Genomic DNA, 23,194 nt, shown 5'->3' with positions numbered 1-23,194 from the left:
GCTCAATCTCCATGAGGATAAACACACTGCTCAGCGCCCAAGCATAGTTAAGGCTCGGTCATTCTGCTTTTGTGAGACTGTTCCAGTTGTTGCAGTAATGCCTGTTCCAGTTCGACCATCGCCGTGTCCGTCGCCTGGCTGCAGCGTGCGAGGGTTTGCGCAGGCGCCATTTGGGCGCAGGCATGCTCCAGTGCATCGCAACAGGCGATCAGGCGCGAGGCCTGAGCAATCCGCGCCGCACCTTTGATCTTGTGTGCGACCTCGACCAACGCTTCACGGTCATTTTGGGGCGACAGCGCCAGCAGTTCCTGGCGATCCAGACGACTGCTATTGAGCAGTTCCGTGAGCAGACGCTTGATCTGAGCAGGATTGCCGCCCGTCAATTGGTTGAGTCCCAGCAGGTTGAATGTCGGGACGGGAGCGGCGGGTTGTAGCTCATTGATCCATTCACTCAGGGCACTGAGGCTGAGCGGTTTGAACAGGCAATCATTCATGCCGGCCTGTTTGCAGCGTTGTACTTCTTCGGGTTGGGCATTGGCGGTGAATCCCAGCACGGTGCACGGCGGGCGCCCGGTTTGTTGTTCCAGTTGGCGGATCGCCCGGGTCAGTTCATAACCGTTCATCACGGGCATGTTGCAGTCCGCAATCACCAGATCGAACTCGTCTGCCTGCCATTTCTCAAGTCCGCTTTGGCCTTCTTCGGCAAGACTGAAGTGATGGCCGAGAAACTCCAGTTGCTGACACATCAACAGGCGATTGGCGGGATGATCGTCCACCACCAGAATGTTCAGGGGCGTGAAAGCAACCCTTATGGGCGGCTCGTTCTTTGAGGTGGGGGCCTCGCTGGGCAATGTTTGCAGCGGCAATGACAGGCTGACTTGAGTGCCGATGCCGGGTTGACTGCTCAGTTGCAACTGACCGCCCATCATTTCACAGAGGTTGCGGCTGATGACCAGTCCCAGGCCCGCTCCGCTGCGAGGTAGCTGGTGATTATTGTCGGCCTGGGCGAAAGGTTCGAACAACCGCTGCTGATCTTCGGCGCTGATGCCGACGCCGGTGTCTTGAATCGTCAACTGAATGATCGAGTGCCCGGCGACGCCGGTGGGCAGTACGTCGAGGTTGACTCTGACCTGTCCGCACTCGGTGAATTTGATCGCGTTGCTGATCAGGTTGGACATGATCTGCTTGAAGCGCATCGGGTCCAGATTGACATCGACGTCCAGCCCGGGAGGATTGATGGTCAGTGGCAGGCGGAGGTTTTTCTGGCGGGCCAGACCATCGAAAATACGAACCACCGAGGCCACTGTTTCGACCAGATTGACCCGTTCCGGGCTCAGGCTCAGACGTCCGGATTCGATTCGGGCGATGTCGAGGATATCGCCGATCAACTCCAGCAGATCCTTGGCCGAGTGGTAAGCGGTTTCGATGGACGATCTGTCCGGGTGCTGCTGTGCCATGCGCTTGAGCGTCAGCTCAAGCATGCCGATCACCGCATTCATCGGAGTGCGGATTTCGTGGCTCATGGTCGCCAGAAAGGTACTTTTGGCACGGTTGGCGTCGTCAGCTCGCTCCTTGGCCAGTCGCAGTTCATCGAATAACTGGCGGCGCTCGCTGATGTCGATCCAGCCACCGATGATCCCCTGCACATCGCCGCTGGAGTCTCGGTAAGGCAGTATCCAGTGATAGATCGTCAGGCGCTGGTTACCGATCTGCATTGGACGGTCAAGCACCAGCGGTGTCCCTTCGGTCATGACCTGCTGGTAGTCCGCCTCATATGCCCGGGCTTCGAATTCGTTGCTCAGAGTGCCCTGCATGACGCTTTTGCCAATGACGTCTTCGCGTTTGGCGTTGAAGGCTTCGAGGTAGCTGTCGTTACAGCTTTGCAGCAATCCCCGGCGGTCACGCACGTAGATGGGATGAGGCGTGCCGTTGACCAGCGAGCGCATGAATTCGAACTGATCGTTCAAGGCCCTCTCGGCCTCTTTGCGCTGCATGATCTGGCGGCGCATGTAGGCGTTCCACAGCAGAGACAGCAGCAGTAGCAGGCATGCTCCGGCAATCAGCTGGTAAAACAGGCGTTGATAGTGATGCCAGTTACTTTGCGCAGCGGTCGAGAAACCTCGCCAACGACTGTTGATGACACCCAGTTCTTCGGGAGTGATGCTCAGCAATGCCTTGTCGAGGATTGATCCCAGTTCCGTATTGCCACGGGCAGTGGCTAGTGAGAACGCGGCCTGGCGAGTTCCCAGGGTGGTGGTGATCTGCAACGGGTGTTCGAAAATTCGCGATGAGATCAAGTAATTGGCGATCACCAGCGAGCTGACGGCACCATCTGCCTTGCCTTCGGCGAGTAAAGTTGCGGCATCGAAGGTGTCCGATGTTTCAATCAGCTGGATCTGTGGGAACTCGCGGCGCAGGTACGCAGCCAGAGGACTGCCTTGGGCAATCGCCAGGGATTTGTCTTTGAGTTGGGTCAGATGAGTAGGGCTGTCAGCGGCTTTGCGCGTCAGCAATACATAGGAGTTTTCCAGATACGGTCGACTGAACTGCAGGTTTTGTTCACGCTCGGGGGTAGGCAGCAGTGCGGCAATCAGGTCGGCTTGCTGATGATTGATCTGTTCAATCATTTGCCCGTCACTGCGGCTACGTTTGAGTTCGAAGCGCAAGCCGGTACGCAGGCGCAGGATTTCGAGCAAATCTGCGGTGATGCCACGGAAGTTGCCGTCACTGTCGAAAAAAGTCAGCGGTGCGAAGGCCTCATTGACGACCACCCGAATCACCGGGTGCTGTTTCAGCCATTCTTCTTCTGATCTGGTCAGTTGTAATTTCTGGTCAGTCAGCAAGATGTCGCTGCCGGCGCTCCAGCGTTTGGCGATGCTGTCGCGTTCATTGCCTGGAATGCTGTCGAGCACGATATTGATGATGCCGAGCAATTGCGGATTGTCGGCGTTGACGGCAAAACTGAAGCCGTGGGCTTCCTGTTTGCCGAAGTTGGCCATGCGAATATTGTTCAGATAGCCTTTGTTGATCATGTAGTGGGTGGAAATGGTATCGCCGAGAAATACATCGGCCTGATCGAAAGCCACTGCGTTGATCGCATTCTGATAAGACGGATAAGAAGTCAGAATGGCCTTCGGATACAGGGCTTTTACTTCGTCCTGCGGCAGATAGTGATAGACCATGCTCAGGCGCAATCCCGCCAGGCCCTCGGTGAGCGACCGGGTCTCGTCCTCGCGGGTGACCAATACCGGCTGGTCGATGGCATAAGGGGTCGAAAGCACGATGTCGGCGTTGCCCGCCTCGAAACCATTCGCCGTACCGAGCATATCGACGTCGCCAGCTGACAGTGCCTGCAATGCCGCATCCCGCGAAGCAAAGCGCTTGATCCGGATCGGCAAACCCGTGGCCTGCCCGAGAATGCCCGCATAGTCGGCGGTGAAGCCTTCGTACTCGCGGCCGCTGGCGGTCATGTCGAACGGTGGGTAGTCCGGAGCGGATGTACCCAATACCAGTTCGGTACGGCTTTGCAGCCATTGCCGCTGCGCGGTTTGCAGGGATGCAGGCGTCGATTCGTAGGTCGCACGACTGCGAAGAACATAATCCTGCGGGTCGACGAAGGTGGCAGATACCTGAGTGTTCAGGCACAGGCCTGCGCTCAGTCCAACGAGATAGACCTTTAAGCGGCTGGGCATCCTGGCTCTCACACTAGCGCGTTACGTTTGGCCATCTCGATAAGTTCTACCAGGGACTTGGCTTTGAGTTTTTGCATCAGACGCTTCTTGTAAGTGCTTACGGTCTTGTTACTCAGAAACATGCCTTTGGCAATTTCCTTGTTAGTGCGACCTTGGGCAAATAACTGCAAGACCATAAGTTCGCGGTCATTAACGGATTTGAACAGTTCCAGTTCGGCAAAACGCACATCATCACTGCGTACCGGATTCAACGCCTGGCTGGGAAAGTAGTTGTAACCGGAAAGAACAGCCTTGATAGCGCTGACCAGTTCGCTCAGATCTTCTTCCTTGCAGACATAACCCGATGCGCCAGACTGCATACAACGAATGCCGAACAGTGTCGGACATTGCGCGGTCAATACCAGGGTTTTTAGGGGCGTGCTCATGGCGTTGAAGCGGGCAAGTACTTCCAGACCATCCAGCTTGGGGATGCTGATGTCGAGGATGATCAGGTCGGGCATGCATTCGCGAACCATTTGCATGGCATCGACCCCGTTATCGGTTTCGCCGACGACTTTGTAACCTTCATGCTCCAACAGCATTCGAACGGCAAGTCGGATGACGGGGTGATCATCGACAATAAAAACGGAGTTCATAATCAAATCCCATACGTGCGCGAATAAAGCGCGCACCTTAGCTCAGATGTATGAGCGCTCGCATGGACTGACATGGCTCTAGCGGCAATATAGGATAATTCCTACAAACTAAAAGGAAAGCTACTACGGCTCAACTAGGTGTGACGTAAGGAAGTTTGTGCTTGTTTATTTGTCAGGATGTTTTAAACACTTTGTCGGATGTTGATTAGGTCGGTGTTTTATTGGGGTTTTTTTGATGTTTAAACGGGGTTTGGTGTCGGTATGAAATATTGGCTGCGCTGATGGGAGTTGTTTCCGGTCGCTGACAATCTCTCAACCGGCCAGTGGCCCTGACCGGTTGAGGTGAATGGTCATCAGTGGCTGGAGCGTCCGGTCATTTCCAGCGCCATCTCGCTGGCGTAACTGTCGGTCATACCGGCGATAAAATCGATCATGCGCAAAAACGAACTGTGCAGCGGGCCATGCGGGTCCGGTGCGTTGTTGCCCAGCAGATCGAGGATGCGCCGACTTTTGAACGACGGCGTGCGGCCGTCATGTTGTTCCAGTGCAGCGCCGCAAAACGAGTTAAGCAGGATTTCCAGCGTCGTGTAGGCGCCGATTTCATGCAGGGTCTTGCGCTTGTCCTGGAAGATTTTCTTGCGGGCCATGTCCTTGGCATTCAGCACGCAACGCTTGGCCGGGCCGTGCATGTGCTCGACCAGATCGCCATGCAGCGTGCCGGCAAGCAGTGCATCCTGTTGCTCGACAAATGCGCGGGCGGCGGCGTTGGTCAGGTGCTCGATGGCTTTGCCGCGCAGGATCGCCAGTTTGCGTCGACGCGAATCCAGTGGCCCGAGCTGACGATAGGTTTCCGGCAGATCATCGCCGACCAGGTTGAGCAGCAGCGATTCGACTTCGGCGTATTCCAGCAGCTCCATTTCGAGACCGTCTTCCAGATCGATCAGCGCGTAGCAGATGTCATCGGCAGCCTCCATCAGGTACACCAATGGATGGCGTGCCCAGCGCTGGTCCTCCAGTTGCGGCAGGCCGAGCTTGTGCGCGATCTGCTCAAGCAGCGGCAGTTCGCTCTGGTAGCAACCGAACTTGTGTTTCTTATAGCCGAGAGAGTCAGCGTGGCGTGCGGTCCACGGGTATTTCAGATAAGTGCCGAGGGTCGCGTAGGTCAGTCGTGTACCACCGTCGAACTGGTGGTATTCCAGTTGCGTCAGCACACGAAAACCCTGGGCATTGCCTTCGAAATTGAGGAAGTCACCGCGTTCGACTTCACTCATCCCGTCGAGCCAGCCACGTCCGGCGGCCTGTTGAAACCAGTGACGGATCGCGTCCTCGCCAGAATGTCCAAACGGCGGATTGCCGATGTCATGTGCGAGGCAGGCCGATTGCACGACCATGCCCAGGTCAGCGGGATCGCACCATTCGGGCAGCGCACCGCGCAGGGTTTCGCCCACGCGCATGCCGAGAGAGCGGCCGACGCAACTGACTTCCAGCGAGTGGGTCAGGCGCGTATGAATGTGATCGTTGCTTGTCACCGGATGCACCTGGGTCTTGCGGCCCAGGCGGCGGAAGGCACCGGAGAAAATGATACGGTCGTGATCTTTATGGAACGGACTGCGGCCGAGCTCTTGCGGGCTGTGCAGCGGTTTTCCAAGACGTTCGCGGTTGAGCAGGGTTTGCCAATCCAAGGCTGATTCTCTCCGTCGGGTGACTGGTGCCTTAGCTTCCCGGTTCGGAACCTGACCTGCAAGCAGAACTACAGACCCGCCGCATCAATATCGATCAACAGCAGGCGTTCGCCGTTATCGAAAAACTGTCCTGCGGTCAGACAATACTGGTTGGTTGTGGCGTCGCGGTAGGTGTTCGACAGCGTCAGGCGTCGCTCTTCCCAGCCTTCGGCCAGCAGGTGATAGAAGTATGGGCGCCATGACCAGTTATGCCCCAGATAACGGTTATCCGCGAACCAGCCGTGCTGGCGCCATTCAAGATTCGGTGTGAGTTGCGTGCCGTGGCGGTCGCATTGATAAAACCGCAACAGCCAGGGAAAGGCTTCCAGTTGCGGCAATGCACTGAGCGGCGCATGCGCCTGAGCCCAGGCTTGCAAGATCGACATCAGTTCTGCGAGTTGTTGGCGCATCTGCATCAACCGCCCGCGCTCGGCGAGTTTTTGCTTCACGTAGCGTTGGCGCAGTTCGGCGAAGCGCGGCACAAAAGCATCGGTGGCATAGAACGCTTCCTGCGCCCGGGCGAACAGAAATCCCTGAACGTAGCGCGAACCGCATTCAAGGGCGAAATTCAGTTGCGCTTCGGTCTCGACCCCTTCGGCGATGATCCAGCAACCGGTCTTCTCGGCCATTTGCGCCAGTGCCTTGACCACGTCACTGCTTGGGCCGCCGAGTGCGGCAGCCTGGAACAGGCGCATGTCCAGTTTGAGGATGTCCGGTTGCAACGCCAGCACCCGGTCGAGTTGCGAGTAACCGGCGCCGAAGTCATCGATGGCGATCCGTGCACCGGCCTCGCGGTAACGCTTGACCACTTCGGTCAGCCGTTGACTGTTGCCGCCCAGCTCGGTGATCTCGAACACGATGCGTTGCGGATCGACTCCATGTCGCGCCATTTGTTTAAGGCTGGGCAGGGCCTGATCCGGGCGCAACCGGCTGATCCAGCGTGGCGACATGTTCAGGCTGAGAAACCAGTCGGCGGGCGCCTCATGAAAACGGCTCAAGGCATGGTCGCGGATTTGCCGATCCAGACGACGCAGAGCGATGGCCGGGGTGCGCGGGTCAGCGAACAGCGGCCCGACCGAGGTCAGTTGACCATCGACCTGACGTAAGCGGCCGAGTGCTTCTATTCCGGCAATACGCCCGGTGGCGGTATCGATGAAAGGCTGAAAGCAGGCGAGCGGTTGCCCGTCGATCACGGGGCCTCCTTAGTATTCTTGTTCGGGTTGAACCCCGACCGGCCGGATAGGCGTGCGGGATTGAACCTCCGGATCAAGAGGTTCATCCCGCCGATATTGCAAGAATGCAGCCAGAAGCATGAGCTCAGCGCTTGGCGGAACTCTGCATGACCAGTCTGATCAGCGGCCCGAGGCTGGTGCCGAGGCGGATCAACCGGGTCAGGCCACCGACGCCGCCGCTTTTCGTACCTTTGCCGGTGAGGAATCCCAACAAGGTGACAGCGGCCACGCCCCACAACGGCGCGTGTTTGATGCCGAAACCCCCTTGCAGGTTTTGCGTCATGCCGCGTACGCGCTGCAAGGGTTGCAGTACTTGCCCGACTTCATGGCGGATTTCCTGACGATGCATTTCCATGCGCAGGCGGATCAGGGCCTTGCGCATTTCCTGACGTGAGCTGTTGTGCGGAAGTTCAGGCAGGCTCATGGCAGCAGGCGCTCCCGGTCGTTGGCCAGCTCTTCGAGCGTGCCGTGGAAGGGTGAGGATTCATCGAAGACCGCCGCTTTCAGGCGCAGTCCACAGAAGATCGCGGCCAAGGTGTAGAACACGCACAGGCCAATGATTGCGGCCAGGCGATAGGTGTCCCAGAACACGATCATCACAAGGGTCGACAAGCCGACCAGCAACAGCAGCGCAAACACCAGCGCCAGACCTGCGAACAGCAGCAGGCTGACGGTGCGTGCTTTTTGCTCTTGCAGTTCGATGCCGAACAATTCGACGTGACTGTGCAGCAAGCCAAGAACAGCGGCGCCAAGACGCCGCGTGGAAGAAGCTGTGCCCGACGCCGGGCCGGATTCGCCGATCGACATAATTAGCGCCGAGTAGCCAGCAGGCCGATCAGAAAGCCGACGCCGGCAGCAATGCCGACCGACTGCCAAGGGTTGGCCGATACGTAATCTTCAGTGGCGGTCACTGCTGCCTGGCCGCGATCACGCAGGGTGTCTTCGGTCAGTTTCAGGGTTTCGCGGGCGCGCAGCAGGCTGTCGTGGATCTGTTCGCGCAGCTCATCTGCCTGATCGCCGGCCAGGGTGGCGGTGTGCTCGAGCAACCGTTCGGTGTCGGCGACCAGAGTCTGGAAGTCGTTCATCAGGATTTCTTGAGCAGTCTTTGCCTTGATGCTGGCCATGGGTGGATCTCCGTAAGTGACGTCTGAAGCGTTCGAGTATGAGCCTTGCGTGAAGGTTCATTACAAATGACTGGTACAACTTTTGCTGTGTCGTGGTGCGTCGCTCGGTGCTCGTGCGCCGTCGTCGGGCGTCAAGCCGGGGAAACCTTAACTCAAATAATCAGGGTTCGTGTCAGGACATCGATCTCGTGCGCCAAAGCGGGTCACCGAAGCTTCAATTGGGTGACTGCGCGGTCGCAACTTGGTGCATGAAATGTTCGAGCGAACCGCTTTGGTGCTTTTTTCAGCCTTCAGGTCTGCCACTCCATGGAAAATCTGCAAAGCGCTGTGGACACGTTGGTCCATAGCTCCAATACGTTGTTCATTCTGATCGGTGCGGTGATGGTACTGGCGATGCACGCCGGTTTCGCCTTTCTCGAAGTCGGTACGGTTCGCCAGAAAAATCAGGTCAATGCGCTGTCGAAAATTCTCAGCGATTTCGCGGTTTCGACGCTGGCCTATTTCTTTATAGGCTATTGGATCTCTTACGGCGTGACCTTCATGCAACCGGCTGCAGTGTTGAGTGCCGATCATGGTTACGGGCTGGTGAAGTTTTTCTTCCTGCTGACCTTCGCGGCGGCGATCCCGGCGATCATCTCTGGCGGCATCGCTGAACGCGCACGCTTCGTTCCGCAACTGTGCGCCACGGCGCTGATCGTGGCGTTCATCTACCCGTTCTTCGAAGGCATGATCTGGAATGGCAACTATGGCCTGCAAGCCTGGCTGGCGGCGCAGTTCGGCGCGAGTTTCCATGATTTCGCCGGCTCGGTGGTGGTGCACGCCATGGGTGGCTGGCTGGCGCTCGCGGCAGTGTTGCTGCTGGGCCCGCGCAACGGGCGTTATCGGGACGGGCGGCTGGTGGCGTTTGCGCCGTCGAGCATTCCGTTTCTGGCGCTGGGTTCGTGGATTCTGATTGTCGGCTGGTTCGGCTTCAACGTGATGAGTGCGCAAACCCTGCAAGGCGTCAGCGGTCTGGTTGCGGTCAATTCGCTGATGGCGATGGTCGGCGGCACGATGGCGGCGCTGATCGTCGGGCGCAACGACCCGGGCTTTCTGCATAACGGCCCATTGGCCGGACTGGTGGCGATCTGTGCCGGCTCGGATCTGATGCATCCGGTCGGTGCATTGGTGACCGGGGTGATTGCCGGCGCGCTGTTTGTCTGGTGCTTCACTGCGGCGCAGGTCAAATGGCGCATCGACGATGTATTGGGTGTCTGGCCGCTGCACGGTCTGTGTGGCGTGTGGGGAGGAATCGCTTGCGGGATTTTCGGCCAGACCGCGCTCGGCGGTCTGGGTGGCGTCAGTTTGATCAGCCAATTGATTGGCACGGCACTGGGCGTGGTCGTGGCTTTGGTCGGTGGTTTTGTTGTGTATGGCGCGATCAAGGCGCTGCATGGTCTGCGCCTGAGTCAGGAACAGGAGTATTACGGCGCAGACCTTTCGGTGCACAAGATCGGCGCTGTGAGTCAGGACTGAAGCGTTCAGGATCAGGTCTCCTTATCTTCTGCACCGGGGTAGAAACCGCGCAGCAGACGATAACGATCAATGCGCACCTGATCGACTTGTTCCTGAACCTGATGCGCAGGCAGGCCAAGCATGATCAAGGCGTGCGAGGCCAGCATCAGGCTCGACTCCAATAGCTCCGGCACCACCTCGGTGGCGCCGGCGGCTTTCAGTTCGGCCCATTGGCTGTCGTCGCGGGTGCGCACCAGAATCGGCACCTGTGGATTCAGTCGTCGGGCTTCCTTGACGATGCGCAGGGCAACATCACTCTGATCCACGGCAATCACCAGCAGCCTTGCGCGCAGCAAGCCAACAGCGGTCAGCAGATCAGCTCGTGAGGAGTCACCGTAATGCACGTCACTTTCGCCGGACGCGGCTTCTTGCACCCGAACCGGGTCGGTATCGAGGGCGATGTAAGGTTGCTTCGCGCTGCGCATGAAGCGGCCGATGGACTGGCCAACACGTCCGTATCCGCAGATCACTACGTGTTTATTCAACCCGGCGTTGAGTGCGCTGATCTCTTCGATCTGCGCTTCCTGATTGGGCTTGCGGTGCAGGGCGGCGGCGATGCGTGGCGCCGCGCGCAGCAGCATTGGCGTCAGCACCATTGAACAGAAAGTAGCAGCGAGCAGCAGTGCGCCCAACTCGCCCGGTAGCAGGCTGTTTTGTTGCATCTGCGCCATCAGCGCAAAGCAGAACTCGCCGCCCTGAGCCAGCGCCAGACCACTGCGCCAGGCGGTTTCGCTGTCATTGCCGCGCCATTTCACCAGCAACGCCACTACGCAACCCTTGATCAGCATCAAGCCGAGGGTCAGGCCAAGGATCAACAGGCTGTGGCTGATGAAAAGTTGCAGATCAATCAGCATGCCGATGCTGACGAAAAACACACCGAGCAATATGTCGCGGAACGGTCGAATATCGGCCTCGATCTGATGCCGATAATGGCTTTCGCCGAGCAGCATGCCAGCCAGGAAGGCGCCGAGGGCAGGGGACAGGCCAAGCAAGTGGGTCAGCCATGCAGTGAGCAAAACGATCACCAGCGCCAACAACACAAATAACTCTGCCGAGCGCGAAGCGGCGACTTCCTGAAACAGCCGTGGCAACAACCAGCGGCTGGCCAGCAGCAGACCCAAAAACAGCACTACGGTTTTGCCAAGGGTCAGGGGCAGTGCCCAGTACCACGCCTGATCGCTACTGCCGGCAAATACCGGGACCAGTGTCAGCAGCAGTACCGCAATCACATCCTGAAACAGCAGAACCCCGACGGCGTTCTGGCCATGACTGCTGAAAACTTCACCAAGACTACCCAGTTCCTTGGTGACAATCGCCGTAGACGACAGTGACAGGCCAGCACCGAGCAACAATGCCGATGCGACAGGCATGCCCATCAACATCAGCACCAGCCCCAACAGCGCCGCGCTGATCAGTACCTGCTGGCTGCCGAGTCGAAACACAACCTGGCGCAGGGCAATCATTTTCGACAGGGAAAACTCGAGCCCCAGAGAGAACAGCAGGAACACCACGCCTAACTCAGCGACGTCGGGCAAATGTTCACTTTCGTTGACCCAATTGAAAGCGGTTGGTCCAACCATCAAGCCCACACACAGGTAACCCAGCACCGGCGGCAAGCGCAGGCGACGAAACAACGCAATCACCACGAGGGACGAGGCGAGGATGATCAACAGGTTTGCAAACACACGACACTCCGATGTCAGGCTCTGGCCTCTCAAGCGTAGAGGCAAAAAGAGCGGGAGCATCGCGTAATTGAAAAATGGCTGGACTGATTTGCGTCAGGGTTTTGCGCATCGACCCGCGTGATGCACTTAGACCTTTGAGCAGCAGTGTCTCGACGGGTTTTCCTGTCGGGCCTAGAATGGTTGCTCAAATTTACAGGCGAGCGATCATGCCTCCTGAATGTCAGTTGTTCGGCACCCTGGGCTGCCATTTATGTGAATTGGCCGAGGCCGATTTGATGCCGCTTGTCGAGCACGGTTTGATGGTGGAACTGGTAGATATCGCGGACAGCGAATCGCTGTTCGAGGCTTATGGGCTGCGTATCCCGGTGCTGTGCCGAATTGATACCGGCGCGGAGCTGGACTGGCCTTTCGATGCTGAACAAGTCGTGGCGTTCCTGCGCTGATTGTTTTTCTTTTCTGTAGTTTTTCCTCCGCTGGTCGCAACTGCACAGCCTTCCCTTGGCACTTTCAGGTTGATTCGGTTACTGTATGCCCATACAGTAATTGGGTCGACCTGCTGCGACGTGAGCTTTTTCAGGCGCAGGGCAGGTGAGCCGGATGTCAGAGGGATGAACCGTGGTCAATGTCGAACAGTTGAAAAACAGCGTGAACCGGATGTCGGTTGACGTGGTGCGCGAGGCCGTCCTCGAATTGCGCCTTGACGGCCTGGTCACGGAAGGCAAGACGCCATTCAACAAAGTGCATTTCAACACCTGCTTTGCCGAGATCGAGGCGCTGTTTCAGCGTGCCGGGTATCACAGGCAACTGGATGTGGTCGGGTATCAAGGCTTGCTGTACGCCCTGTATGACCCGGGCCGCTGGGAGGCTGTCGATGTGTTGCGCTGGTTGAAGGAGTTCACCGAAGCGGCAGCGCTGAAGTCGATTCCGGCCTGAATCGGCCAGCGGATTCTGCGCTAGGTTCGTCTCGCTCAGTGTTGGATAATGCCGGCCTGCATTGAGGGTTCGAATTTTCGTATGTCCACATCAACATTTTCTGCTGCGCAGAATCAGGCCAGTACGTTGTACCTTCCACCGGGAGCCTGGCCGACGGTACTCGATTGTCTGTGTGAGCATTTCAAAGCCATCGGCCGCGAGCAATGGCTGGACCGAATCGCCCGCGGGCGGGTGCTGGATGCGGATGGTCAGCCGATTGCGCTGGATCTGCCCTACAAGGAAGGCCTGCGCATTCACTACTTCCGTGAAGTGCCGGACGAAAAACCGATCCCGGTGGTCGAGTCGATACTCTATGCCGACGAACACCTGGTGGTGGCGGACAAACCCCACTTTCTGCCGGTCACTCCCGCTGGCGAGTACGTGGAGCAGACGCTGCTGCGCAGACTGATCCGTCGTCTGGATAATCCGCATCTGGTGCCTCTGCATCGGATTGATCGGCATACGGCGGGGCTGGTGATCTTTTCTGCCAATCCACAGACTCGCTCGGCCTATCAGTCGCTGTTTCCGACACGCAAGATCGACAAGCGTTACGAGGCCATTGCCCACGCGTTGCCCGAGCTGGAATTCCCGTTGGTTCACAAAAGTCGTCTGGTCGATGGCGAGCCGTTTTTCCGTATGCAGGAAGGGCCGGGTGTCGCCAATACCGAAACGGCAGTGGAGGTCCGGGAAAAGAACGGTGATCTGTGGCGCTATGGGCTGTTCCCGGTGACCGGCAAGAAGCATCAGTTGCGCGTACACATGACGGCGTTGGGCGCGAGCATCTGCAATGACCCGTTCTACCCGCACGTACTGAAAGACGTTGAAGATGACTACGCCAACCCGCTGAAGCTGCTGGCGCAAGGGTTGCGCTTTATCGACCCGGTTACCGGTGAAGAGCGCGAGTTTGAAAGCCGAATCACCCTGCAGTGGTGATGTCGGTGGCTGAGGGCACTTTCCATCGCCCATGAAAAAGCCCGCATGATGCGGGCTTTTCTGTATCTGGTGCGGGCGTAGAGCTTACAGCTCTTTAACGGTCCGAACCTGATCCTTGTTGATGCGGGTTTCTTTACCGTCCAATTGCTTGAACTCGTAGAAGCCCGAATCTTCATCATATTTTGGCGTGTCGACGGCCTGGATTTCGCGACCGTCATTCATGGTGATCACTGTTGGCGAGGAGCAACCAGCGAGGGTAGCCAGGCCCAGTGCGAGCATGAGAGTGGCGAGGGTCCGTTGAGTCATGGGTGTGTCTCCGAATGGGAATTCTTTTGGTTACTGAGCTTGAGACGTATACAAGGCGTGCAAGTTCCTTGAATGCTGTCAGTCTGACACAGTGTTATGCGAGCTTAACAGTTCCGGGGTGTTCAGATTGGCCAGCCGCGGGTCGTTGTCCGGGCATTGCAGGGCGGTTGCACCCAGATTACGCATGATCCTCCCGGGACTGCGTTCACCGGCACTCCAGGCCTGTTCGAATGCCGGCAAAAGAGCCACCGGTATGAGGCAGAGCAACGGTTCCCAGTGATCATCGTGACGCAACATTAAAGGTTTTTCACGATGCAGGGCGGCGGTTTCGCGCATGTCTTGCAGCAACAACGCATCGATTCGAGGGACATCGCAAGGCAGTACGAGTAGATGTCCATGACGGGCAGCCTTTAGCCCCGCAAGAATGCCAGCCAGCGGGCCGGGAAAGCCTTGCTCGTCATCCGTTACCAGATGATCGGCGAATGGCGCGTAGCGTTCACGATTACGATTGCACGAGATGATCAGATCGTCCGTCAGCGGGCGCACCTTGCGCTGCAAATGCGCGATCAATGGCTCGCCCTGCCACTCAATCAGCCCTTTGTCCTGGCCGCCCATGCGTTGGCCGCGTCCGCCCGCCAGGAGCAGAATGGAGCAGGGGGGCAATGGCGTATTTTTGGTCATGGCAGCTCTCCGGCAGGGCGACGAAAAAATCAGGCGCTGTGATATAACACCGGGCTGTTTCTCCTACAACTGGACGAGCCTAATGAAAGCCAAGGCCGATGTACCTTTCGCACCGCTGAACATCGCGGTGCTGACCGTTAGTGACACCCGAACACTGGAAACCGATACTTCAGGCCAGGTCTTCGTCGACCGTCTGACTGCCGCCGGCCACAATCTGGCCGAACGGGTATTGCTCAAAGATGACCTGTACAAGATCCGTGCGCAAGTTGCTCACTGGATTGCCGAAGATGTGGTGCAGGTTGTGCTGATCACTGGTGGCACTGGCTTCACCGGGCGTGACAGCACGCCGGAGGCTGTGGCTTGCCTGCTCGACAAACAGGTCGATGGCTTTGGTGAGTTGTTCCGGCAGATTTCGGTCGCCGATATCGGCACCTCCACCGTGCAGTCCCGTGCTCTGGCCGGTCTGGCCAACGGTACGCTGGTTTGCTGCCTGCCCGGCTCGACCAATGCAGTGCGCACCGGTTGGGACGGGATTCTGGCGGAGCAACTGGATTCGCGGCACCGTCCGTGCAACTTCGTGCCTCATCTGAAACAGGCTGCACCTTGTGAATCCCGTGGGTAAGCCGGGCAAGACCGGCAGCCTGATGCCGGTTGAAACTGCATTGGCGCGCCTGCTGGAAATGGCTGAGGCCTCGCGCATTGTCGAGCGTGAGTATTTGCCTCTGGCACAGGTGGAAGGTCGGGTACTGGCAGAAGATCTGATTTCGACACTTGATTTGCCGCCGTGGCCCAATAGCGCCATGGATGGTTATGCCTTGCGCCTCGCTGACTGGAAGGGCGAACCGCTGCCGGTCAGTCAGAAAATCTTTGCCGGGCAGTCGCCGGAGCCTCTGGCACCAGGCACTTGTGCGCGGATTTTTACCGGAGCGCCGGTGCCGCTTGGCGCCGATTGTGTCGAGATGCAGGAGAATGCCGAGGTCCAGATCGATGAGCGCGTGCGCTTTATCGAGCCGATGAGCGTCGGGCAGAACATCCGGCCGCAAGGTCAGGAAACCACTGTCGGCGAATTGATTCTGGCGGCAGGTACGCGGCTTGGTCCGATCGAACAAGGACTGGCAGCGTCTCTGGGTTGTGCTGGCCTCAACGTCATTCGCAAGGTGCGAGTGGCGGTATTGTCCACTGGCGACGAATTGGTGGAGCCCGGTCAAACTCTTGGTCCGGGGCAGATCTACAACAGCAATCGGGTTCTGCTCTGCAGTTGGTTGAGACGTCTGGGATGTGAAGTGATTGATGCCGGCATTCTTCCGGATGACCTGGCGGCCACTCGCCAGCGACTGGGCGAATTGCAGGATGTTGACCTGATTCTTTCCACTGGCGGCGTGTCAGTTGGCGAGGCGGATTTTCTCGGTATTGCATTGAGAGAAGAAGGTGAGTTGAGTCTGTGGAAGCTTGCCATCAAACCGGGCAAGCCATTGACCTTCGGACACTTCCGCAACGTACCGGTGATCGGCTTGCCCGGCAATCCGGCATCGACACTGGTGACGTTTGCACTGTTGACCCGCCCCTATCTGTTGCGTCGCCAGGGCGTGCAGTCTGTAGAACCGTTGAAGTTTCCGGTACCTGCCGGCTTCGACTGGCCTCAGGCGGGAAATCGTCGGGAGTATCTGCGTGGTCGTCTTGAGTTGGGACAGGCAACGATTTACCGCAATCAGAGCTCCGGAGTCCTGCGCAGTGCTGCCTGGGCCGATGGGCTGGTCGAAGTGCTGGAGGGCCGCACGTTGCTCAAAGGGGAAGAAGTGTTTTTCATCCCTTTGAGTGACCTTCTGGGCTGACAGTTTTTTGCATTTGTATGGAGATGGCTGGGCGCAGCCTTCTCCTGCATGCATTCAATGGCCCAAAAGCGTGACCAGCTGATCGAACCGACTGTTGGCCACCCAACCGAGCAGTCCCATGGCTACCGCTGTTGCACCGGCGGCATAGGCAAGTCGATGCTTGATGGTTTTGACGTCGCTTCTGACTTCATCCATGTCCCTACGGATGTACTTGAGGTGGGTTTCCAACTCCGTGACACGAGCTTCCATTTCTACTTCTCCGGTATTTTTAGCGCTGCTTTTGAAATCGGGCTTGTGATAGGCGCGTTTTTCGGTGAGAGGAGAAAGCGGGTTTAACGGCGCACTGGCTTCATGGCTTTGCATGGGTGAACCGGCTCCCTGTTTTAATGCCACAAAAACCTTCGGCGTCATTCGTTGCGCAACTCTGCGCCTTTACAGTGAATCCACTCATTACATTCACATCCCTGTGTGTTGTCTGATTGAGATTGGTGCGGCCCGCACAAGGTGTACCAATGACCGAACAAGGTCAATTAAGCCAATTCATCACTGTTTGTAGGAAAAAACTCCACCTTGTAGGACGTGCAGTGTTCATCGCGAACTTATTCAGGCCCTTGTGACTCTTTTACAGGTGCATGCGGTTAACACGTCCCGCATCGATTTGACTCCAGGAGTGACCGTTATGAGTGAACGCAGGGCGCTGTTGATTCTGCATGGCAAGCAGGCACTCAACGAAGCGGTTCGCACCGCCGTCGAGGAAAAACGTAAACAGGGCTGGGATCTGGCGGTGCGTCTGACCTGGGAGGCGGGTGACGCTCAGAGGTTGGTTGAGGAGGCGCTGGCGGCTGGTTACAAGAAGATTATTGCCGGTGGCGGTGACGGGACGTTACGCGATATTGCTGAAGCGCTTGCGGAACATGCTGGCCAGGCCACTCTGGTGCTATTGCCCTTGGGGACCGCTAACGATTTTTCGCGCGCTGCGGGTATTCCGCTGGAACCGGCGGAGGCGTTAAAGCTGCTGGATGTGCCAGCGCAGGATATCGATCTGGGACAAGTGGGCGGCCAGATTTTCCTCAACATGGCCACCGGCGGATTTGGTAGTCAGGTCACGGCCAACACCTCAGAGGATCTGAAAAAAGTATTGGGTGGTGCAGCTTATCTATTTACCGGGTTGTCGCGGTTCGGCGAACTGCATGCGGCCTATGGTGAATTGCATGGGCCGGATTTTCACTGGAGTGGTGAGTTGCTCGCGCTGGGTATCGGCAATGGCCGCCAGGCCGGTGGCGGGCACGTCCTGTGCCCGCAGGCATTGGCTGATGACGGGTTACTGGATATCAGTATCCTGCCGGCGCCACAGGAACTGGTGGGGACCTTGAAAACCCTGCTCAGCGACGGGTTTGGCATTGACAACATGTTCGTCAGGGCTAGATTGCCGTGGGTCGAAATCAAGGTCGCTGAAGGTCTTTACATCAATCTGGATGGTGAGCCACTGGAAGGCGAAAGCATGCGGTTTGCGGCGTTGCCGGGGGCGCTGAAGGTGCACTTGCCGCCTGACTCGCCACTCCTGGGCAGTGCACAACGAGTCAGTCATCCAGGCTGATGATCTGCTCCCGCACAGCGAACAGCACCAGACCCGCCACATCGTAGATTTGCAGGCGTTTCATGATCTGCGAACGGTGGGTCTCGACAGTCTTGATGCTCAGCCCCAGGCCGTTGGCGATTTCCCGCGTGGACTTGCCACGTACGATCAGACGCAGGATTTCCAGCTGCCGTGCCGTCAGGTTGTGAGAGTCGGCGACTTCCGGCTGGTTTTTCTGGGTGCGGATCAATGCCTGGTTGATCACCGTGTGGGCAATCGCCGGGCTCAGATAGCGCTCGTTGTTACGCAGGGCTTCCAGTGCATGCTCAAGCTCGGTGGCGGTCGTGTCCTTGAGCAGATAGCCGTGCGCACCGGATTCCAGCGCCTGCATGATCAGCGCCGGATCGGTATGCATCGAGAGGATCAGCACTTTGCTTTGCGGGCGCACTCGCTTAAGTCGTTGCAAAGCCTCCAGGCCGCCGGTCTCTTTCATCGAGATGTCCAGCAGAACGATGTCGGGGCTCAGTTGCTCGACCATTTCGAGTAATTGCGAGCCATCATTGGCCTCGCCGATTACTGCATAACCCGGAATGTCGAGCACCAGAGCGCGCACGCCGGCCCTGATCAGCGAGTGGTCATCCACCAGAAGTAAGTTACAAGTCAACGCATAACCTTATTCGTACTGGCCCGTTCGAGCGCACGTGGCGCCCAAGGGAAAAGTGCTTCGATTTGAGTGCCTTTGCCCGGCTCGCTGATGACGCTCAGTGTGCCCCCCAATTGCTCGATCCGTTCGGCCATCCCGGCCATCCCGCGTTGTCCTTCACGACCTGGATTGGCCGCAGGCGCGAAGCCCTGGCCATCATCGCTGACCAGCAGGGTCAAGCCTTGCGGCAGGCGCTGTACGCGAATCAGCAAATTTTTCGCCTGTGCGTGACGCAGGATATTGGTGACCGCTTCCTGGGTGATGCGAAATGCCGCGACGGCCATTTCTTCCCGAATGCCATTGAGCCGCTGTTGGCAGTCAAGGCTCCAGTTCACTGACGTATTGCTCAGGGTCTTGAGCAAATGTGCGCGCAGGCTGGCTTCCAGGCCAAGGCTGGTCAGTTGTCGGGGATTGAGAATGGCCGATACATCACGAACCTTGTTCAGGGTTTCTTCCAGCGTGTCGCAGAGTGACGTGCATTGTTCCTGCAACTCTTCGGGCAGGCGTCTTTTCAGCCACTCGCTTTGCAGTTTTGCGGCGGTCAGCAACTGGCCTATATCATCGTGCAGTTCACGGCTGAGCCGGTGACGCTCGTTTTCCTGGACTTCGAGCAATCGGTCAGCCAACTCCTGGGGCTGGAACTTGATCGACTTTCGCGAAAGACGGTGCTGAGTCCACACGCATCCGGCTGCGGCGATGTTGATCAGCAAAAGGACAATTGGCAGTTGCGCGGACAAGCCATAGATCAGCAGGCTGCCCAATGCCGAGCCGATGCACAGCATCAGGGTGAACCGGCGTGCGTTCTCTCGGGAAGGTGGCCATGTGGCGATTGACTTGAGGCTGGCGTACATAGCGGATGGAGCCAATGGATGTTCGCTGCGGGCAGACCGGTCAGAGTGGCTGACGGGCCCCTGTCTGAAAATACTGTCGTTTATGTTGTGGATTTCAAGCGCGTGCAGTGAGGAATCTGTCGATCGTCAACTTTGTTGACGTATATCGTTGAAGTCACTGTGCCATTAATTGAAATCAACTAATGGGCGGCATAATACCACTTAAGATACCGTTGGTCGCGCTTGCTATATATGTCCAATGGGTCAGGAAACTGATCATGTTGGACGCAAGTTCCATAATGGAAAAAGTTGATTTGTTGTCTTTGAGTGATATCGGCAATGCCTTAAGTTGGTCTTTTCAGACACAGGCAAACCCTGACGCCGACAGCAAAGATTCTGCACGAGTCAGTACGATTATTTATTTGGCTTTGTCGCTGACAGGTATGAACTATTCATTTGCGACATTCGGTGTCTCTAACTAATAGCCCGGTCAGCTGGCAAATGACCGCTTCGGGTCAGGCCTGTCGCTCCGAATAGGACATCAGCGGCTGCGATTTGGCATTGATTGACGGCTGGAACTCGCACTGTCCGACCTGAAAGGCAAAGGCCTCGATCAGCGAGGTCTGCTCACTTTCATCCAGGCCCAACTGCCCCGTACTTTGATCGACCAACTCGAGTTGCCACGCCATCAAAGTGAAGCAGTCCTGCAATGCATCCAGCGCCTGTGTGTGCAGGTCGACATGATCCGGCGCATGGTTGAGCAGGCTGTGAATGTGCAGGGAAAATTCGGAAACCGCCGCCAGTGCCAGGGCTTCAGCCCTGCTCGCAAGCTTGAGCAGGGTGCTGAGCATGCAGTCGATGGCGTCTTTGTCGTTGCTGATCAGTTGCAGATGGCTGAGGCACTCTTCGGACTTGGCCAGAAGCGTTTCAGCTTCGACAAGAAACTCCGGGAAGCGCTGCGCCCACTCTTTACGATCGTTCGGCATGCTTATCTCCACAGCGTCATGTCTGATGACGGAATGCCGTGTGTGTCGACGATCGTGAATCGTCGCGAGATCGCGCCCCGGTGTGCAGGTACACAGGCTGGGGGTTTCGAGAGGATGTGTTTCCACTGAAGTGCGATCGCACACAATAGCCTGACTCCGTTCATGCAATGAGAATGGCGTCACATTAATGGCTATTGGATATTGCGAACATCAGGTTGGGCCTGATTGCCGGTAGGGGAATCCCCTATGCGCGGGAACCTAACGCCTGAACCGTGGTCGCGCTGCAGAGAATGTAGCAGATGAAAATAACGGCGCCAGTAAAGCATGATGCTAATGTGACATCAATGCCTTGATGTGGCATTTTGATGTCACTTAATGCAGGGATCAAGATACGCCACTCGTGGCCGATAACCCCTGATAGTGAATTCATCAGAACAAGCCCAGGAGTCATTGATGGCCGGCATTCTCGACACGGTAGACCAACGCACGCAACTGGTGGGTGAGAATCGCCTGGAAATTCTCATGTTTCGACTGGCCGGGCGCCAATTGTTCGCGATCAACGTCTTCAAGGTGCAAGAAGTTCTGCAACTGCCGAAGCTGACCCTGATGCCGCAGCGTCATCCGTTTGTCTGCGGTGTGGTCAACCTGCGTGGCCAGACTTTGCCGGTGATCGATCTGTCCCAGGCGATCGGTATGCGGCCGCTGGTACCGGGCCCTGGCAGCACCATCATCGTCACCGAATACAACCGTTCGGTGCAGGCGTTCCTCGTCGGTGGCGTGGATCGCATCGTCAACATGAACTGGGAAGCCATTCTGCCGCCGCCAACCAGCGCCGGTCGCCAGCATTATCTGACCGCGATCAGCAAGGTCGACGATCAGTTGGTGGAAATCATCGACGTTGAAAAAGTCCTGGCCGAGATCGTCCCGTACAACGCCAAAGTGTCGCGTGAAAAACTCGAAGACCCAGTGCTGGAGCGTGCCCGTGGCCGCGAAGTGCTGCTGGTCGATGACTCCAACGTGGCGCTTTCGCAATTGCGTGACACCCTCGGCCAGCTCGGCGTGAAAATGCACATTGCCAGCGATGGCCTGAAAGCCTTGAACATGCTCAAGGCCTGGGCCGATACCGGCGCGAACATGACCGACAAATTGCTGATGATCTTCACCGATGCGGAAATGCCGGAAATGGATGGCTATCGTCTGACTACCGAAATTCGTAACGACCCGCGTCTGCGCAGCCTGTACGTGGTGTTGCACACCTCGCTGTCTGGCAGTTTCAACGACTCGATGGTGAAGAAGGTCGGCTGCGACAACTTCCTCTCCAAGTTCCAGCCCGACAAACTGGTCGACGTGGTGCGCCAGCGCCTGATGCTTGACGAAGTGCCGGCCTGACGGCGTTGTCAAAGGCTGGCATGCGCCAGCCTTTGATTCGCTGAGCAAGCTCGTATAGGGTGGCGTTTTTCGCCCACCAAGGGAGCTGGCCATGCTGCGTCTGAGCGCGCTTTATCGTTACCCGTTGAAATCCGGCAAGGCCGAGATCCTGCACGCGATCGGCCTCGATAAGCTGGGGCTTGATGGAGATCGACGCTGGATGTTGGTTGACGAGGCCAGTGGGCGTTTCCTGACCCAGCGCGCCGAAGCGAAAATGAGCCAGCTGTCGGCGTTGTGGAATGCTGAAGGCGGCCTGACTCTCAGCGCCCCGGAACATGCCGCTATCGAGATTGCCTTGCCCGGCGACGGCGCCGACTTGCGTGGTGTGACCATCTGGCGCGACACCTTGCGCGTGCCGGACGCCGGTGATGAAGCGGCGCGTTGGGTCAGCGATTTCATTGGCAAGCCGACGCGGCTGGTTCAGGTGCCGCTGGATCGTGCGCGTATGACCCAGGCCGGCTATGGCAACGAAGACGATCAGGTCGCGTTCGCCGATGGTTTTCCGCTGCTGTTGATCGGTGAGGCTTCGCTGCAGGATCTTTCGCAGAAAGTCGGGCGGTCACTGGAGATGCTGCGTTTTCGTCCCAATCTGGTAATCGAAGGCAGCGACGCTTATGCCGAAGATACCTGGAAGCGTATCCGCATCGGCGACGTCGAGTTCCGCGTGGTCAAGTCCTGCTCGCGTTGCATCCTGACCACCATTGACCCGCAGACCGGTGAGCGCAGCGCTGATCGTGAGCCGCTGGCAACCTTGCAGAAATATCGTGCCGAGGCTGATGGCGCGATGTTTGGCCAGAACCTGGTCAACGACAGCAACGGTCAGCTTGAAGTCGGGATGTCGGTAGAGATTCTCGAGTAAACGCGTCCACCATCTTAAAGCCCAAATAAAAATGCCCGCGTCGAAAGACACGGGCATTTTTTTGCGCTGTGAAACCCGTGGGTTTAGCCGCGGTATTCGCACAGGTAAGCGGTGTCGACCGCGACTTTCAGCTGGAACTTGCTGTTGGCCGGGACGTTGAACTGGCTGCCGGCGGCGAAGGTTTCCCAGTTGCCGCTGTCCGGCAGTTTGACGGTCAGTGCGCCGGACACAACGTGCATGATTTCACGCTGGCTGGTGCCGAATTCGTATTCGCCCGGGGCCATGACGCCGATGGTCGCTGGACCTTCAGCGGTGCCAAAGGCGATCGACTTGACGGTGCCGTCGAAGTACTCGTTGACTTTAAACATGGGCGATTCCTCTCGAAAAGAGCAAAAAAGGACTAAAAATGGTCGGCCAGTATGCACAAGGCATCTGGCGCCGTCAC

General features: G+C 57.5%; 25 protein-coding genes. 10 read left to right on the top strand and 15 right to left on the bottom strand.

Annotated features, from left to right (window positions below; all coding sequences use genetic code 11):
* Positions 1–47: 47 nt before the first annotated feature.
* The 7 genes from ACIOZM_RS11405 to ACIOZM_RS11375 form a co-directional block, all read right to left on the bottom strand.
* Positions 48–3,692 carry a transporter substrate-binding domain-containing protein gene (locus tag ACIOZM_RS11405; protein WP_401213416.1) on the bottom strand — a complete coding sequence of 1,215 codons (3,645 nt, stop codon included), beginning with the start codon at positions 3,690–3,692 and terminating at the stop codon, positions 48–50.
* An 8-nt stretch (positions 3,693–3,700) separates the two neighbouring features.
* Positions 3,701–4,327, bottom strand: coding sequence for a response regulator (locus tag ACIOZM_RS11400; protein ID WP_401213413.1), 627 nt, complete (start codon positions 4,325–4,327; stop codon positions 3,701–3,703).
* A gap of 353 nt (positions 4,328–4,680) precedes the next feature.
* Positions 4,681–6,009, bottom strand: a complete 1,329-nt coding sequence (locus tag ACIOZM_RS11395; protein ID WP_401213411.1) for a deoxyguanosinetriphosphate triphosphohydrolase — start codon at positions 6,007–6,009, stop codon at positions 4,681–4,683.
* Positions 6,010–6,077: 68 nt separating this feature from the next.
* On the bottom strand, positions 6,078–7,241 hold the full coding sequence (locus tag ACIOZM_RS11390; protein ID WP_401213408.1) for an EAL domain-containing protein: 1,164 nt from the start codon (positions 7,239–7,241) through the stop codon (positions 6,078–6,080).
* 124 nt (positions 7,242–7,365) lie between these two features.
* Positions 7,366–7,704 carry a hypothetical protein gene (locus tag ACIOZM_RS11385; protein WP_401213405.1) on the bottom strand — a complete coding sequence of 113 codons (339 nt, stop codon included), beginning with the start codon at positions 7,702–7,704 and terminating at the stop codon, positions 7,366–7,368.
* Positions 7,701–8,087 carry a phage holin family protein gene (locus tag ACIOZM_RS11380; protein WP_401213402.1) on the bottom strand — a complete coding sequence of 129 codons (387 nt, stop codon included), beginning with the start codon at positions 8,085–8,087 and terminating at the stop codon, positions 7,701–7,703. The genes ACIOZM_RS11385 and ACIOZM_RS11380 overlap by 4 nt, the downstream gene beginning before the upstream one ends.
* A 2-nt stretch (positions 8,088–8,089) precedes the next feature.
* Entirely contained in the window at positions 8,090–8,404 is a 315-nt protein-coding gene (locus tag ACIOZM_RS11375; RefSeq protein WP_025113166.1) for a YqjD family protein, read from the bottom strand.
* Positions 8,405–8,710: 306 nt separating this feature from the next.
* Between ACIOZM_RS11375 and ACIOZM_RS11370 the strand changes: the two genes are divergently transcribed.
* Entirely contained in the window at positions 8,711–9,919 is a 1,209-nt protein-coding gene (locus tag ACIOZM_RS11370) for an ammonium transporter (protein ID WP_401213398.1), read from the top strand.
* Positions 9,920–9,930: 11 nt separating this feature from the next.
* On the opposite strand, the gene ACIOZM_RS11365 is transcribed toward ACIOZM_RS11370, so the two are convergent.
* Positions 9,931–11,643, bottom strand: coding sequence for a cation:proton antiporter (locus ACIOZM_RS11365; protein ID WP_401213396.1), 1,713 nt, complete (start codon positions 11,641–11,643; stop codon positions 9,931–9,933).
* Between the two features lie 206 nt (positions 11,644–11,849).
* Between ACIOZM_RS11365 and ACIOZM_RS11360 the strand changes: the two genes are divergently transcribed.
* From ACIOZM_RS11360 to ACIOZM_RS11350, 3 genes are all read left to right on the top strand, one after another.
* A complete protein-coding gene (locus ACIOZM_RS11360) occupies positions 11,850–12,086 on the top strand; it encodes a glutaredoxin family protein (protein WP_401213393.1) in 237 nt (78 codons plus the stop codon).
* Positions 12,087–12,258: 172 nt separating this feature from the next.
* Positions 12,259–12,576: a transcriptional regulator gene (locus tag ACIOZM_RS11355; protein ID WP_401213390.1), complete on the top strand. Its 318-nt coding sequence runs from the start codon at positions 12,259–12,261 to the stop codon at positions 12,574–12,576.
* Positions 12,577–12,657: 81 nt separating this feature from the next.
* The gene (locus ACIOZM_RS11350) at positions 12,658–13,548 is read left to right on the top strand and encodes a pseudouridine synthase (protein WP_401213387.1); all 891 of its coding nucleotides are present in this window, start codon (positions 12,658–12,660) and stop codon (positions 13,546–13,548) included.
* Positions 13,549–13,632: 84 nt separating this feature from the next.
* On the opposite strand, the gene ACIOZM_RS11345 is transcribed toward ACIOZM_RS11350, so the two are convergent.
* Positions 13,633–13,854 carry a YgdI/YgdR family lipoprotein gene (locus tag ACIOZM_RS11345; protein WP_401213384.1) on the bottom strand — a complete coding sequence of 74 codons (222 nt, stop codon included), beginning with the start codon at positions 13,852–13,854 and terminating at the stop codon, positions 13,633–13,635.
* A gap of 78 nt (positions 13,855–13,932) precedes the next feature.
* Positions 13,933–14,535 carry a molybdenum cofactor guanylyltransferase MobA gene (gene mobA / locus ACIOZM_RS11340; protein ID WP_401213382.1) on the bottom strand — a complete coding sequence of 201 codons (603 nt, stop codon included), beginning with the start codon at positions 14,533–14,535 and terminating at the stop codon, positions 13,933–13,935.
* 82 nt (positions 14,536–14,617) lie between these two features.
* On the opposite strand from mobA, the gene moaB reads away from it, so the two are divergent.
* Complete coding sequence (gene moaB / locus ACIOZM_RS11335) at positions 14,618–15,157, top strand: molybdenum cofactor biosynthesis protein B (RefSeq protein ID WP_085710731.1); 540 nt, start codon at positions 14,618–14,620, stop codon at positions 15,155–15,157.
* Positions 15,141–16,367, top strand: a complete 1,227-nt coding sequence (gene glp, locus ACIOZM_RS11330; protein ID WP_401213379.1) for a gephyrin-like molybdotransferase Glp — start codon at positions 15,141–15,143, stop codon at positions 16,365–16,367. Before moaB ends, glp begins: the two co-directional genes overlap by 17 nt.
* A gap of 54 nt (positions 16,368–16,421) precedes the next feature.
* Here glp and ACIOZM_RS11325 read toward each other — a convergent pair whose 3' ends face one another.
* Entirely contained in the window at positions 16,422–16,730 is a 309-nt protein-coding gene (locus tag ACIOZM_RS11325) for a hypothetical protein (RefSeq protein ID WP_401213376.1), read from the bottom strand.
* Between the two features lie 316 nt (positions 16,731–17,046).
* On the opposite strand from ACIOZM_RS11325, the gene yegS reads away from it, so the two are divergent.
* Positions 17,047–17,964, top strand: a complete 918-nt coding sequence (gene yegS, locus ACIOZM_RS11320; RefSeq protein WP_401213374.1) for a lipid kinase YegS — start codon at positions 17,047–17,049, stop codon at positions 17,962–17,964.
* Here yegS and ACIOZM_RS11315 read toward each other — a convergent pair.
* Positions 17,948–18,607 carry a response regulator gene (locus ACIOZM_RS11315; RefSeq protein ID WP_401213372.1) on the bottom strand — a complete coding sequence of 220 codons (660 nt, stop codon included), beginning with the start codon at positions 18,605–18,607 and terminating at the stop codon, positions 17,948–17,950. The genes yegS and ACIOZM_RS11315 overlap by 17 nt on opposite strands.
* The gene (locus ACIOZM_RS11310; protein WP_401213495.1) at positions 18,604–19,497 is read right to left on the bottom strand and encodes a sensor histidine kinase; all 894 of its coding nucleotides are present in this window, start codon (positions 19,495–19,497) and stop codon (positions 18,604–18,606) included. The genes ACIOZM_RS11315 and ACIOZM_RS11310 overlap by 4 nt, the downstream gene beginning before the upstream one ends.
* Positions 19,498–19,754: 257 nt before the next feature.
* Here ACIOZM_RS11310 and ACIOZM_RS11305 point away from each other — a divergent pair, with 257 nt between their 5' ends.
* Positions 19,755–19,958, top strand: a complete 204-nt coding sequence (locus ACIOZM_RS11305) for a hypothetical protein (protein WP_401213370.1) — start codon at positions 19,755–19,757, stop codon at positions 19,956–19,958.
* 33 nt (positions 19,959–19,991) lie between these two features.
* Here the strand turns inward: ACIOZM_RS11305 and ACIOZM_RS11300 are convergent, their stop codons facing one another.
* Entirely contained in the window at positions 19,992–20,462 is a 471-nt protein-coding gene (locus ACIOZM_RS11300; protein WP_401213368.1) for a hypothetical protein, read from the bottom strand.
* Positions 20,463–20,915: 453 nt separating this feature from the next.
* On the opposite strand from ACIOZM_RS11300, the gene ACIOZM_RS11295 reads away from it, so the two are divergent.
* Entirely contained in the window at positions 20,916–21,851 is a 936-nt protein-coding gene (locus ACIOZM_RS11295) for a chemotaxis protein CheV (RefSeq protein ID WP_401213366.1), read from the top strand.
* Between the two features lie 91 nt (positions 21,852–21,942).
* A complete protein-coding gene (locus tag ACIOZM_RS11290; RefSeq protein ID WP_401213363.1) occupies positions 21,943–22,749 on the top strand; it encodes an MOSC domain-containing protein in 807 nt (268 codons plus the stop codon).
* Between the two features lie 83 nt (positions 22,750–22,832).
* Here ACIOZM_RS11290 and ACIOZM_RS11285 read toward each other — a convergent pair whose 3' ends face one another.
* Positions 22,833–23,117 carry a pyrimidine/purine nucleoside phosphorylase gene (locus ACIOZM_RS11285; RefSeq protein WP_401213361.1) on the bottom strand — a complete coding sequence of 95 codons (285 nt, stop codon included), beginning with the start codon at positions 23,115–23,117 and terminating at the stop codon, positions 22,833–22,835.
* Positions 23,118–23,194: the final 77 nt, after the last annotated feature.

Origin of the sequence: Pseudomonas sp. NPDC087346, from assembly GCF_044744235.1 — a bacterium.
In the GTDB taxonomy this organism is placed as follows: Bacteria; Pseudomonadota; Gammaproteobacteria; order Pseudomonadales; family Pseudomonadaceae; genus Aquipseudomonas.
The sequence above is the reverse complement of the archived record's forward strand: the minus strand, read 5'-3'. Positions and strand labels throughout refer to the sequence as shown.